Annotated in this window: 10 protein-coding genes; 8 read left to right on the top strand and 2 right to left on the bottom strand. The window is 73.4% G+C overall.

The genetic code is table 11. The annotated features are described in order from the left end of the window. The first annotated feature begins 41 nt into the window (after nt 1-41). A complete protein-coding gene (miaB, locus tag ABZ840_RS27040) occupies nt 42-1,529 on the top strand; it encodes a tRNA (N6-isopentenyl adenosine(37)-C2)-methylthiotransferase MiaB (RefSeq protein WP_361563064.1) in 1,488 nt (495 codons plus the stop codon). Between the two features lie 147 nt (nt 1,530-1,676). Then, nucleotides 1,677-2,396: a class III extradiol dioxygenase subunit B-like domain-containing protein gene (locus ABZ840_RS27035; protein ID WP_361563062.1), complete on the top strand. Its 720-nt coding sequence runs from the start codon at nt 1,677-1,679 to the stop codon at nt 2,394-2,396. A gap of 100 nt (nt 2,397-2,496) precedes the next feature. On the opposite strand, the gene ABZ840_RS27030 is transcribed toward ABZ840_RS27035, so the two are convergent. Next, entirely contained in the window at nt 2,497-2,784 is a 288-nt protein-coding gene (locus ABZ840_RS27030) for an antitoxin (RefSeq protein WP_361563060.1), read from the bottom strand. Between the two features lie 159 nt (nt 2,785-2,943). Here ABZ840_RS27030 and miaA point away from each other — a divergent pair, with 159 nt between their 5' ends. The 6 genes from miaA to hflX all read left to right on the top strand — a co-directional run bounded on the left by miaA (nt 2,944) and on the right by hflX (nt 11,656). Continuing rightward, entirely contained in the window at nt 2,944-3,894 is a 951-nt protein-coding gene (gene miaA, locus ABZ840_RS27025; RefSeq protein ID WP_361563058.1) for a tRNA (adenosine(37)-N6)-dimethylallyltransferase MiaA, read from the top strand. A 368-nt stretch (nt 3,895-4,262) separates the two neighbouring features. Continuing rightward, on the top strand, nt 4,263-4,715 hold the full coding sequence (locus ABZ840_RS27020; protein ID WP_361563151.1) for a hypothetical protein: 453 nt from the start codon (nt 4,263-4,265) through the stop codon (nt 4,713-4,715). A gap of 74 nt (nt 4,716-4,789) precedes the next feature. Further along, complete coding sequence (gene dapF / locus ABZ840_RS27015) at nt 4,790-5,680, top strand: diaminopimelate epimerase (protein ID WP_361563056.1); 891 nt, start codon at nt 4,790-4,792, stop codon at nt 5,678-5,680. Between the two features lie 216 nt (nt 5,681-5,896). Next, nucleotides 5,897-8,248 (top strand): HD domain-containing protein, encoded by a 2,352-nt coding sequence (locus tag ABZ840_RS27010; RefSeq protein ID WP_361563054.1) that lies wholly within the window; start codon nt 5,897-5,899, stop codon nt 8,246-8,248. 152 nt (nt 8,249-8,400) lie between these two features. Further along, complete coding sequence (locus ABZ840_RS27005) at nt 8,401-9,951, top strand: M1 family metallopeptidase (protein WP_361563052.1); 1,551 nt, start codon at nt 8,401-8,403, stop codon at nt 9,949-9,951. Nucleotides 9,952-10,156: 205 nt separating this feature from the next. Further along, a complete protein-coding gene (gene hflX / locus ABZ840_RS27000; RefSeq protein ID WP_361563050.1) occupies nt 10,157-11,656 on the top strand; it encodes a GTPase HflX in 1,500 nt (499 codons plus the stop codon). 99 nt (nt 11,657-11,755) lie between these two features. On the opposite strand, the gene ABZ840_RS26995 is transcribed toward hflX, so the two are convergent. Next, complete coding sequence (locus ABZ840_RS26995; protein ID WP_361563048.1) at nt 11,756-12,982, bottom strand: hypothetical protein; 1,227 nt, start codon at nt 12,980-12,982, stop codon at nt 11,756-11,758. Nucleotides 12,983-13,204 lie beyond the last annotated feature (222 nt).

Genomic DNA, 13,204 nt, shown 5'->3' with positions numbered 1-13,204 from the left:
GGGCGGACGGCCTCCGGAAGCACGTACCCTGGTCGATTGAGATGAGTGCGAAGACATACGAGGTGCGCACCCACGGGTGCCAGATGAACGTCCATGACTCCGAGCGGCTGGCCGGCCTGCTGGAGGACGCCGGGTACGTGCCAGCGCCCGAGGGCGCCGACGGTGCGGACGTCGTCGTCTTCAACACCTGCGCGGTACGCGAGAACGCCGACAACAAGCTCTACGGCAACCTCGGCCAGCTCGCCCCGAAGAAGGCCTCGCGGCCCGGCATGCAGATCGCCGTCGGCGGCTGCCTGGCCCAGAAGGACCGCGACACCATCGTCAAGAAGGCGCCCTGGGTGGACGTCGTCTTCGGCACGCACAACATCGGCAAGCTGCCGGTCCTCCTGGAGCGCGCCCGCGTCCAGGAGGAGGCGCAGGTCGAGATCGCCGAGTCCCTGGAGGCGTTCCCCTCGACGCTGCCCACCCGCCGCGAGAGCGCGTACGCGGCCTGGGTCTCCATCTCCGTGGGCTGCAACAACACCTGCACCTTCTGCATCGTCCCCGCGCTGCGCGGCAAGGAGAAGGACCGCCGCCCCGGCGACATCCTCGCCGAGATCGAGACGCTGGTCTCCGAGGGCGTCTCCGAGATCACGCTGCTCGGCCAGAACGTCAACGCCTACGGCTCCGACATCGGCGACCGCGAGGCGTTCTCCAAGCTGCTGCGCGCCTGCGGGAAGATCGAGGGCCTGGAGCGGGTCCGCTTCACCTCCCCGCACCCCCGTGACTTCACCGACGACGTCATCGCCGCCATGGCCGAGACGCCGAACGTCATGCCGCAGCTCCACATGCCGCTGCAGTCCGGCTCCGACGCCGTCCTGAAGAGCATGCGCCGCTCCTACCGCCAGGAGCGCTTCCTCGGGATCATCGAGAAGGTCCGCGCGGCCATGCCCGACGCGGCCATCTCCACCGACATCATCGTGGGCTTCCCCGGCGAGACCGAGGAGGACTTCGAGCAGACCCTCCACACGGTCCGCGAGTCCCGCTTCGCGCAGGCCTTCACCTTCCAGTACTCCAAGCGCCCCGGGACCCCGGCCGCCACGATGGAGGGCCAGATCCCCAAGGAGGTCGTCCAGGCCCGCTACGAGCGGCTGGTCGCCCTCCAGGAGGAGATCTCCTGGGAGGAGAACAAGAAGCAGGTCGGCCGCACGGTCGAGGTCATGGTCGCCGAGGGCGAGGGCCGCAAGGACGGTGCCACGCACCGCCTCTCGGGGCGCGCGCCCGACAACCGCCTCGTGCACTTCACCAAGCCGGCCGCCGAGGTACGCCCCGGCGACATGGTGACGGTCGAGATCACGTACGCGGCGCCGCACCACCTGCTGGCCGAGGGCGAGGCCGTCTCGGTCCGCCGGACCCGCTCCGGCGACGCCTGGGAGCGCCGCAACGCCGCTCCGCCGCAGCCCGCCGGCGTCATGCTCGGGCTGCCGACGGTGGGTGCCCCGGCCCCCGCGCCGGCGGAGCCGGCCGGCGGCTGCTGCCCGACCTCCTGAGGCTCCGGCGCCACTCCCGGTGACCGGGAGGCGCCGGTCGCCCGCCGGGCCGTCAGGCGCCCGCGCAGGCGTCCGCGCGGCCGGTTCCCGCGTCGGCCGGGAGGCCGCGGACCGATGCCCTGCGGCGGCGGGGATACGCTGCGGAGCATGCTCGTAGCTGCTGCTCTGTGTCCCTGTCCGCCCCTGCTCGTCCCCGAGATCGCCGCCGGTGCCGCGGCCGAACTGGACGGCCTGCGGGCCGCCTGCGCGGACGCCGTCGGCGTGCTCGCCGCCGCACGGGCCGACCGGCTGGTCGTCGTCGGCCCCGCCGAGCCCGAGGGCCGCGGGGCGTTCAAGGAGGGGGCCCCGGGATCGTTCTCCGGGTTCGGCGTGGACCTCTCCGTACGGCTCGGCGCGCCGGACGGCGAAGGAGCCGCCGAGGGACGGCAGCTGCCGCCCTCACTGGCGCTCGGGGCCTGGCTCCTGGAGCGCGCCGACCGGCCCGGCGTTCCCGTGTCGGCCCTCGGGGTGGGCGAACCGCTCGAACCGGAGAGGTGCCTCGGCGCCGGACGTCAGCTCGCGGCGTCGGCGGAGCGCGTGGCCCTGCTCGTGATGGGCGACGGCAGCGCCTGCCGCACGGTCAAGGCGCCCGGCTACTTCGACGAGCGCGCCGAAGGGTTCGACGCGGAGCTGGCCCGCATGCTGGGCACCGCGGACGCGGCCGCCCTCGGGGCACTGGACGAGGAGCCCGCCCAGTCGCTCATGGTCTCGGGCCGGTCCAGCTGGCAGGTGCTGGCCGGCGCGGCGGAGGGTGCCGGGCTGGACGGCGCGCTTCTCTACGAGGAGGCGCCGTACGGCGTGGGGTACTTCGTGGCGGCGTGGTCCTGACCGGCCCGCAACGGGAGACACCGGGGCGCGGCCCCCGATGAACGACGGTGGCCGGGGACCGTGCGGTCCCCGGCCACCGCGCTGTCCGGCTCTCCCGGTCTCACACGGAGTTGCCGGGCCGCTTTCCGGTGCCCGGGTCCTCGCCGGGCCGGCCGCTCGCGCCCGGACCGTGCTCGCCGTGGCCCTCGGACATCCGGCGCAGGGCCTCCTTGGCCTTGGCCGTGCCGGTGCCGATCTGGCCGCTGTACTTGCCCTTCGTCCTGGCGTCGACCGTCCTCCCGGCCTTGTCCAGGCCCCGATCGATCTTGTCCCCGTGCTGCTGCGCGAGGTCGCCGGCCTTGCCCTTGAGGAGGCCGGCCTTGGCCTTGAGATTGTCCAGCAGGCCCATGAGCCACCTTCCCTGGTCGGAGGACGCATAGTGAGAAAGCGCCCATACCTGGCCTTTACCCTACTCTTGCGGCCCAAACCTCACCCCACTGCGCCTGTGGGCGGACCGACCGTCCGGCACTCATTCGAAACCGGCCGCGCGGTTTGACACACTGGCTCGGTGAACAACGCAGTTCCCGCTCCGCGGGTCATCGCCGTCGTCGGCCCCACCGCGGCCGGTAAGTCCGATCTGGGCGTCGCCCTCGCCCGGCATCTCGGCGGTGAGGTCATCAACGCCGACTCCATGCAGCTCTACCGGGGCATGGACATCGGCACCGCCAAGCTCACCCAGGAGGAACGGGCCGGCGTCCCGCACCACCTCCTGGACATCTGGGACGTCACCCAGGCGGCGAGCGTCGCCGAGTACCAGAGGCTGGCCCGTGCCGAGATCGACCGGCTGCTCGCCCAGGGGCGCACCGCCGTCCTCGTGGGCGGCTCCGGCCTGTACGTGCGCGGCGCGCTGGACAACCTGGAGTTCCCCGGCACCGACCCCGAGGTGCGGGCCCGCCTGGAGGCCGAGCTGGAGCACGCGGGCAGCGGTGAGCTGCACGCCCGGCTGGCCGCCGCCGACCCCGAAGCGGCGCGCGCGATCCTGCCGAGCAACGGCCGCCGCATCGTCCGCGCCCTGGAGGTCATCGAGATCACCGGGCGGCCCTTCACGGCCAACCTCCCCGGCCCCGGCGACCAGCGCGAGGTCTACGCCGACACGGTGCAGATCGGTGTCGACGTCGACCGCCCCGAACTGGACGAGCGGATCGCCGTACGAGTGGACCGCATGTGGGATGCGGGGCTCGTGGCGGAGGTACGCGCGCTGGAGGCCCAGGGCCTGCGCGAGGGGCGTACGGCGTCCCGTGCCCTCGGGTACCAGCAGGTGCTGGCGTACCTCGCGGGGGAGTGCACCGAGGACGAGGCGCGGGCCGAGACCGTGCGCGCCACCAAGCGCTTCGCGCGCCGGCAGGACTCCTGGTTCCGGCGTGACCCGCGGGTCCACTGGCTCAGCGGCGCGGCGGACGCCCGCGAGGAACTTCCGGACCGTGCGCTGGCGTTGCTCGAACGACCGGTCACAGCCTGATCACGTCCTGGCATCGGGACGCTCCGGCCGTCATCCGGCCCCCTGAGGGCGTGTCATTATCGACCATCGACCGAGCCGTGGCGTCTGGAACTGGGAGGGCATTGGCGATGGAGGCCCGCCCTCGCAGCAGAGCGCAACAGCCGGAGACGCGGCGCGAAGGACAGCGCGGCGCACGGGAGGCGATCCCGGGCCGCGCACCCGCCCTCGACGACGACCCCGGGCCGGCCGCCGGCCCCGGGCCTTCGGACGCGGAGGGCCTCCCCGAGGCCGACCGCTTCGCGGACGACCCCGCACCGGGCGCGGACGCGGCTCTTCCGGAGCACGACCGCATCGCCCCCGACGACCGCCCGCTCGACGACGATCCGCTCATGGGCGGACACCGGGCCCCGGAGGACGACGGACCGGCGGACGGGGACGCGCTGGACGGCTCGGACGGGCCCGACGCGCAGGCGGAGGACGACCGGCCCGCCGAGGACGCCGCGTCCTTCCGGGAGCTGCGGCCGCCGCGCCGCCTCCGTCTCTGGCAGCTCGCGCCCATCGTGGGCCTGGCCGCCGTCGGCTCACTGATGTTCGCCTTCCCGCTGGCCTTCGAGTTCGGCGGGGACGGCGGCGCCGTCTTCGCGATGCTGGGGCTGCTGCTCTGCTGCTGCGCGGCGGGCTGGGGCATGATGGCCGCCCGCCGGGTCGGCCACACCTGGCCGGGGCTGCCGGCCCGCGGCTCGGGCCGGCGCGCGGACTGGCGCGTGGTCGCGGTGTACGTCGCGGTCGTCCTGGTGCTCGCGGCCCTCGCCATCTGGCGCGTGGCCCGGCTCCGAGGCTGAGCCACCGCCCCGGTGCGCGGCGGGCCGCCCGTGCCGATGGCGCCGCTGTCGGTGCTTCCCCGTACGATTCAAGGGTGAGCAACGAGCGCATCGCCTTCCTCAAGGGACACGGCACCGAGAACGACTTCGTGATCGTCCCCGACCCCGACGGCCGGCTGGAGCTGCCCGCCGACCTGGTGGCGCGGCTCTGCGACCGCAGGGCCGGCATCGGCGGCGACGGGGTGCTGCACGTCGTGCGGTCCGCGGCCCACCCGGAGGCGCGCGCGATGGCCGACGAGGCCGAGTGGTTCATGGACTACCGCAACGGCGACGGCTCGATCGCCGAGATGTGCGGCAACGGCGTCCGCGTCTTCGCCCGCTACCTCCAGCACGCCGGGCTCGTCGAGGCCGGCGACCTGGCCGTCGCCACCCGCGCCGGGGTGCGCCGCGTGCACCTCGCCAAGGACGCGGCCGGCGGCGCGACGGGCGACGTCACCGTCGTGATGGGCCGCGCCGAGCTGCCCGAGGAGCAGGTCACGGTCACGGTCGACGGCCGCAGCTGGCCCGCCCGCAACGTGAACATGGGCAATCCGCACGCCGTCGCCTTCGTCGAGGACCTCGGCCACGCCGGTGACCTGTACAGCGCTCCGCCGTTCAGCCCTGCCGACGTTTACCCCGACGGGGTCAACGTCGAGTTCGTCGCCGACCGCGGCCCGCGCCACGTCGCGATGCGGGTGCACGAGCGCGGCTCCGGCGAGACCCGCTCCTGCGGCACGGGCGCCTGCGCGGTCGCCGTGGCCACCGCCCGCCGTGACGGCGCCGACCCCTCGGTGACGGGCAGCCCCGTCACGTACACCGTCGACGTCCTCGGCGGCACCCTGGTGATCACCGAGCTGCCGGACGGCACGGTGGAGATGACGGGCCCCGCGGAGATCGTCGCCGAGGGCACGCTCGACCCCTCCTGGCTGCGCGCGGCCACCGCCTGAGGGGCGCGCCCGGCCGGCTCCGGAAGGAGCCCGGAAGTCGGTTTCGGACGGTAACGGCCGTGGCTGATGTTTCGCTCGAATGGGTGATCCGTTTCACTCTGGGCGAGAGGCGGTGAGCGGTGCGTGATGGGCTCGGTAGCATCAAGCACCGGCCCGGACACCGCCGTCACCGCCTGATCGCGTCCGGCCGCCGGTCGATGCTGCCGGAGGTGCCCCATGAGCGCAGAGGCCACTGAACCCAGCGGTGCGCCCGCAGAGCTTCACCCGGCAGGGGCTGCGGTCCGCAAACGCGGCCGGCCCCGGCTGGAACTGAGAGGCCTGCGCCGCTTCGGCCGCGCGGCGCTGCTGGGGCCCGCCCCCCGCGACGGTCTGCCCGACGCCCTGGAGCACGTCGCCAAGGTCCACCGGGCCCACCACCCGGACGCCGACCTCGACGTCCTCAGCAGGGCGTACGTCCTCGCCGAGTCCTCGCACCGCGGACAGATGCGCAAGAGCGGCGAGCCGTACATCACCCACCCCCTCGCCGTGACGCTCATCCTCGCCGAACTGGGCGCGGAGACGACGGCGTTGACGGCGTCCCTGCTCCACGACACGGTCGAGGACACGGACGTGACGCTCGATCAGGTGGGTGAGGAGTTCGGCGCGGAGGTGCGCTTCCTCGTCGACGGCGTCACCAAGCTGGAGAAGGTCGACTACGGCGCCGCCGCCGAGCCGGAGACCTTCCGCAAGATGCTGCTGGCCACGGGCAACGACGTCCGGGTGATGTCGATCAAGCTCGCCGACCGGCTGCACAACATGCGCACCCTCGGCGTGATGCGGCCCGAGAAGCAGGCCAGGATCGCCAAGGTCACCCGTGACGTGCTGATCCCGCTCGCCGAGCGGCTCGGCGTCCAGGCGCTCAAGACCGAGCTGGAGGACCTGGTCTTCGCGATCCTGCACCCCGAGGAGTACGCGGCGACCCGCACCCTCGTGCTGCGGCACGCCGAGCGCCCGGACCCGCTCGCGGCCGTCGCCGCACGTATGTCCACGGTGCTGCACGACGCCGGCATCGACGCCGAAGTCCTCGTCCGGCCGCGCCACTTCGTGTCCGTGCACCGCGTGCGGATACGGCGCGGCGAGCTGACCGGCGCGGACCTGGGGCGACTGCTGGTGCTGGTCGCCGAGGACGCGGACTGCTACGCCGTCCTGGGCGAGCTGCACACCTGCTTCACGCCGGTCGTCTCGGAGTTCAAGGACTTCATCGCGGCGCCCAAGTTCAACCTGTACCAGTCCTTGCACACGGCCGTGATGAGCGAGGGCGGCCACATTGCCGAAACGCTTATCCGCACCCACCGAATGCACCGGGTGGCCGAGGCCGGCGTGATCGCGCTGGGCGACCCGCACGTCCTCGCCGAGGGCGGCCCGTTCGGGCCCCAGGAGGGCGCGGAGACGCCCGACGGGGAACGGGTGGACCCGACTCGTCCCGGCTGGCTCTCGCGGCTGCTGGAGTGGCAGCGGGTCGCGCCGGACCCGGACACGTTCTGGACCTCGCTCCGCGACGACCTGGCCGAGGACCGGGAGATCTCGGTCTTCCGCGCGGACGTCGGCTTCGGGGCGGGAGCGGACGCGGCGCGCGAGGCGGGCGACGATTCCGGCGACCGCGGTGCGTTCCGGCTGCCGGCGGGCGCGAGCTGCGTGGACGCCGCGTACGCACTCCACGGAGCCGGGGCGCACTGTTGCATCGGCGCGCGCGTCAACGGCCGCCTGGCGACCCTCTCGACGATCCTCCGCGACGGCGACAGCCTGCATCTCCTCATGGCCCCTGACTCCGCGGCCGGCCCCTCCCCGCAGTGGCTGGAGTACGCGCGCACGCCCGCTGCCCGGCTCGCCATCTCCCGCTGGCTCACCGCCCACCCGGGCGCGGAGCCCGTGGAGCCCGAAGCGGCCGAGGAGGCGGAGCGCCCCGAGGGCGGCGCCGGGAGCGCCCCGCGCCACGAGAGCGCCACACGTCACGAGAGCGCCACGCGCCACGAGGCGGAGACCACCGCCGAGGGCGGCGCCGGCGACCAGGAGGAGGGCTGTCCGGCCCCCGAGGCGCGCCGGCCGCGGCCGCCCGTCCCCGCCGTCGCCGACCTCCCCGACGCCCCGGTCCGGCTGGCCGGCTGCTGCACCCCCGTACCGCCCGACAAGGTCACCGGCTTCGCCGTACGCGGCGGCGCCGTGACCGTGCACCGCGCCCTCTGCCCGGCCGTGGCCCGGATGGCGGCCGCCGGGCGGGCCCCCGTAGGGGTGCAGTGGCAGCGCTCGGCCGCGCCGGACCAGGGCTGCCGGGTCACGCTGCTCGCCGAGGCGTTCAGCAGGCCCCGCCTGCTGGCCGATCTCACCGAGGTCATCGCCGCGCAGGGTGCCGCCGTCGTCTCCGCGGACGTGGAACCGCCCCGCGAGCAGCGCGTACGGCACACGTACACGCTGCACCTCCCGGACGCCGCGGAACTGCCCTCCCTGATGCGCGCGATGCGCCAGGTGCCGGGCGTCTTCGACGTGCTGCGCGCGGGCCGCAACCAGCCGGCTGCGACCCTCCGCTTCTGAAGCGGGCGACGCGCGGCTTCGGGGCGCGGCTTCCTGAGGGCCCGTGGGCCGCTTCTCGGCGACGCGCCCGGGAAGTGGGCGGAACCGCTCATTCGGGTGCCGCGCTGCCGCGCCGCCGTTCTCGCGGGTTGCCGTGCTGGTAGCGGTAACGCATGCCCTTTACGTCCCGCCGTACCGCGTTCCCCACCCGCCAGGCGCCGGACCAGCCGCGCCCCGCCGCCCCGCGCCGCCTCGTGGCCGCCCGCCGTGCCGTCCCGGCCGTGCTGGCCGTCGGCGCCCTCCTCGCGGCGGGCGCGCCGGAGCCCGGCCCCCGGGGGATCGGCGACCGCCTCTACCCGCACCTCGGCAACCCCGGCTACGACGTCGACGCGTACGACATCGCCCTGAAGTACTCCGGGCGGAACGACGTCCCGCTGGACGCCGTCACCACCCTCACCGCTCGGGCCACCGACCACCTGGACCGCGTCAACCTCGACTTCGCCCGCGGCACCGTGCGGTCCGTGGAGGTCAACGGCGCCCCCGCACGCCACGCCACGCACGGCGAGGACCTCGTGGTGACCCCGGCGCACCCCGTCGGGCCCGGTCAGGCCATGCGCATCGTGGTGCGGCACACCAGCAACCCCAAGGGGGGCAAGGACGGCGGCTGGATCCGTACCGGCGACGGGCTCGCGATGGCCAACCAGGCGGACGCCGCGCACCGCGTCTTCCCCAGCAACGACCACCCCTCGGACAAGGCCGCCTTCACCTTCCGGATCACCGCTCCCCGTGGCATCACGGCCGTCGCCAACGGCCTGCCCCTGGGGCGCAGCGCCCGCGGCCCCGCCACCACGTGGACGTACCGTTCGATGCACCCGATGGCCACCGAGTTGGCCCAGGTCTCCCTGGGGAAGTCCGCCGTCGTCCGTCGTCAGGGCCCGCACGGGCTGCCCCTGAGGGACGTCGTACCGGCCGACGCGCGCAAGAAGCTGGAGCCCTGGCTCGCGAAGACGCCCGGGCAGATCTCCTGGCTGGAGCGCCAGGTGGGCCGCTATCCGTTCGAGACGTACGGCGTCCTGCTGGCCGACGCCTCGACCGGCTTCGAGCTGGAGACCCAGACGCTGTCGCTCTTCGAGAAGCACCTCTTCACCACCGACAAGCTCCCGGCCTGGTACGTGGAGTCACTGATGGTGCACGAGCTGGCACACCAGTGGTTCGGCGACAGCGTGACCCCCCGTACCTGGTCCGACGTGTGGCTGAACGAATCGCACGCCACCTGGTACGAAGCGCTCTACGCCGACCGTGCGAGCAAGGGGACGGCCGCCATGGAGGAGCGCATGAAGCGCGCCTACGAGCAGTCCGACGCCTGGCGGGCAGCGGGCGGGCCGCCGGCCGCCCCGAAGGTCCCCGAGAAGGGCCAGAAGATCGGCATCTTCCGCCCGGTGGTCTACGACGGCAGCGCGCTCGTCCTCTTCGCGCTGCGGGAGCGGATGGGCGCCGCCGCCTTCGACCGCCTGGAGCGCGCCTGGTTCGCACAGCACCGCGACGGCGTCGTGGACACCGGCGACTTCACCGCGCTGGCCTCCCGCATCCACGGCAAGGACCTGTCCGGCTTCCTGCGCGCCTGGCTCTACGACACCCGCACCCCGCCGATGCCCGGCCACCCGGACTGGCACGTCAAGAAGGACCAGAAGGAGCCGGGCCCCGCGAAGGCGCACTCCTCCTGACCCCGGGGCCGGTCCCGCCCCGCTCACCAGGGACAATGGCAGGGCAGGAAAAGTCGCGTGACGGGCCTCACCCGCCGTGCGACCATCGACGGGCCGACGCCGGGACCGCCGGGAATCTCCCGGGACGTCCGGACGTTGTCACGATCGAGAGTCCCCGGGCCCCGCAGGCCCGATCCCGGGACGTCCCAACGACACAAAGGATCAAATGACCTCCTCTTCTTCCCTTCCTCAGCAGGACCGACAGCGCCTCCACGAGAGCCTTCGGGCCGACGCCCTGATGGAAGAGGACGTCGCCTGGAGCCACGAGATCGACGGGGCGCGTGACGGCGACCAGTACGACCGCTCCGCGCGCGCGGCACTGCGCCGTGTGGCGGGCCTTTCCACCGAGCTCGAGGACGTCACCGAGGTCGAGTACCGGCAGCTGCGCCTGGAGCGCGTGGTGCTGGTCGGTGTCTGGACCTCCGGGACGGTCAAGGACGCGGAGAATTCCCTCGCGGAGCTGGCCGCCCTGGCCGAGACCGCGGGCGCCATGGTGCTGGACGGTGTGGTCCAGCGCCGCGACAAGCCGGACCCGGCCACGTACATCGGCTCCGGCAAGGCGCAGGAGCTGCGCGACATCGTGCTGGAGTCCGGCGCCGACACCGTGGTCTGCGACGGTGAGCTGAGCCCCGGCCAGCTGATCCACCTGGAGGACGTCGTCAAGGTCAAGGTGGTCGACCGGACCGCCCTGATCCTCGACATCTTCGCCCAGCACGCCAAGTCCCGAGAGGGCAAGGCGCAGGTCTCGCTGGCACAGATGCAGTACATGCTGCCCCGGCTGCGCGGCTGGGGTCAGTCGCTGTCCCGGCAGATGGGTGGCGGTGGCTCCGGCTCGACGGGCGGCGGCATGGCCACCCGTGGTCCCGGTGAGACCAAGATCGAGACGGACCGTCGGCGGATCCGCGAGAAGATGGCGAAGATGCGCCGGGAGATCGCGGAGATGAAGACCGGGCGCGACACCAAGCGCCAGGAGCGCCGCCGCAACAAGGTCCCCTCGGTCGCCATCGCCGGCTACACCAACGCGGGCAAGTCCTCGCTGCTCAACCGCCTCACCGGCGCCGGTGTCCTGGTGGAGAACGCCCTGTTCGCCACCCTGGACCCGACCGTCCGGCGGGCCGAGACGCCCAGCGGCCGGCTGTACACCCTCGCCGACACCGTCGGCTTCGTACGGCACCTCCCGCACCATCTCGTCGAGGCGTTCCGCTCCACGATGGAGGAGGTCGGCGACTCCGACCTCATCCTGCACGTGGTCGACGGCTCGCACCCGGTGCCCGAGGAGCAGCTGGCGGCCGTCCGCGAGGTGATCCGCGACGTCGGCGCGACCGCCGTGCCGGAGATCGTGGTCGTCAACAAGGCGGACGCGGCGGACCCGCTGGTGCTCCAGCGCCTGCTGCGCCAGGAGAAGCGCGCCATGCTGGTCTCGGCCCGTACGGGCCAGGGCATCGACGAGCTGCTCGCGCTGATCGACGAGGAGCTGCCGCGGCCCAGCGTCGAGATCGAGGCGCTGGTCCCGTACACCCACGGTCAGCTGGTCTCCCGGACGCACGCCGAGGGCGAGGTGATCTCCGAGGAGCACACCGCGGAGGGCACGGTCCTCAAGGCCCGCGTCCACGAGGAGCTGGCCGCGGAGCTGCAGCCGTACGTGCCGGCGGCCGCAAGGAGCTGACGCGCCCGCGCCCGTAGGGGCGTACGCACGACGAGGGCCCGCTCCCCACACCCGGGGAGCGGGCCCTCGCGCATGTCCGCTAGAGGGACGCCGTGGCCGTCACCGGCCGGCGAACTTCTTGCTGACCGCCTCGTACACGCCCTTGGCCTCCGCGCCCAGGTGCGGCCCGGCCAGCCAGTCGGCCGTCACCGGCCCGATCGAGGTGTTGGACACCAGCGCGGTCCGGCCCTGCTGGTCCTTGGCGAACCACGGACCACCGGAGGAGCCCGCGGTCATGGTGCAGCCGATGCGGTACATCGTCGGCTGCGCGGTCTCCAGCGACAGCCGGCCGGGCTTCGACGGGCACTCCTGCAGCGTCTGGCCGTCGAACGGCTTCGCCGCCGGGTAGCCCTGCGCGGTCATCGACGGGATCCTCGGCACGGCCGGCGCGTTGAACTGCACCGGGTAGGCCTGGCCGACCGTCTCCTCCAGCGACTTGGTGTTGCCCGCCTCCGGCTTCACGTGCAGCACCGCGAAGTCGTACGGCGCGCCCTGGCCGCCGGTCTTCGCGCCCTGGTCGATCCACTGCTCCGAGGTCTGCGCGGCGTCGGCCCAGAACACGCCCTTCGGGGCCAGCTGTTCCTTCGTGGCGCCCTGCAGCTCGGCCGCCGACCTGCCGCTGTCGTTGTACGAGGGCACGAACGCGATGTTGCGGTACCAGCCGCCGCTCTTGCCCGCGTGCACGCAGTGGCCCGCCGTCCACACCAGGTTCGACTTGCCCGGGTTCGCCGGGTCCTCGACCACGGCGCCGGAGCAGACCATCGAGCCCTCGGGGCTGTCGAAGAACACCTTGCCGACGCCGGGCGCGTTGGTGCTGTACGGCGCGGACACCGGCTGCGCCTTCACGGGCGCCGGCTCGGGGTCGGTGACGCCCTGGTCTCCGGAGATGTCCTCCGGCTCGACCGGCTTGTCGGGCTGCTCGGCGTCCTTCATGCGGTCCGGGTCCCACAGCCCCTTGATGTAGGGGTTGACGAACTGGCCCGCCTCACGCAGCCACTTGTCCTTGTCCCAGTTCTTCCACTCGCCGTGCTTCCAGTCGTCCAGGTTCACGCCGAGGTCCTTGAGCTTGTCCTGCAGCTCCTTGGGGATCTTCAGCTTGTCCCCGCCCGGCTGCTCCACGGAGGACTGGTCCGGCTGCGCACCGGCGTCGCTCTCCGAGGGGCCGCAGGCGGTCGCGGTCAGCGCCAGCGCGCCGACCAGCGCGGCCGCGGCGACGGCCGGGCGGACGCGGCGCGTGGTTCTCCGGCCGGCACGCGACCGGGCGGCGGACGGGCGGATGGATCGCATGAGTGGATTCCCCCTGGGTGTGTTCGGTGACCGCTTCGGCGACCGCGGCGGCCGTAAGGCGGCCGCTCGGCAACCGTCGGCGATCGATATGGACTTGTTCGGACCGTTCCGCCGGTTCCTGTGGCCGGTCCGGAATGCAGAGCCCCACTATGCCGGTGCCGTGGGGGACGGCACCGAGCGGGTCCGCGGTTCCGGTCGTCAAGGATCTTTGCCGAGGCCGTG

This window comes from Streptomyces sp. NPDC047117 (assembly GCF_040643545.1).
GTDB lineage: Bacteria > Actinomycetota > Actinomycetes > Streptomycetales > Streptomycetaceae > Streptomyces.
Note: the sequence above shows the minus strand (reverse complement) of the source record. Positions and strands in the feature narration are given on the sequence as shown.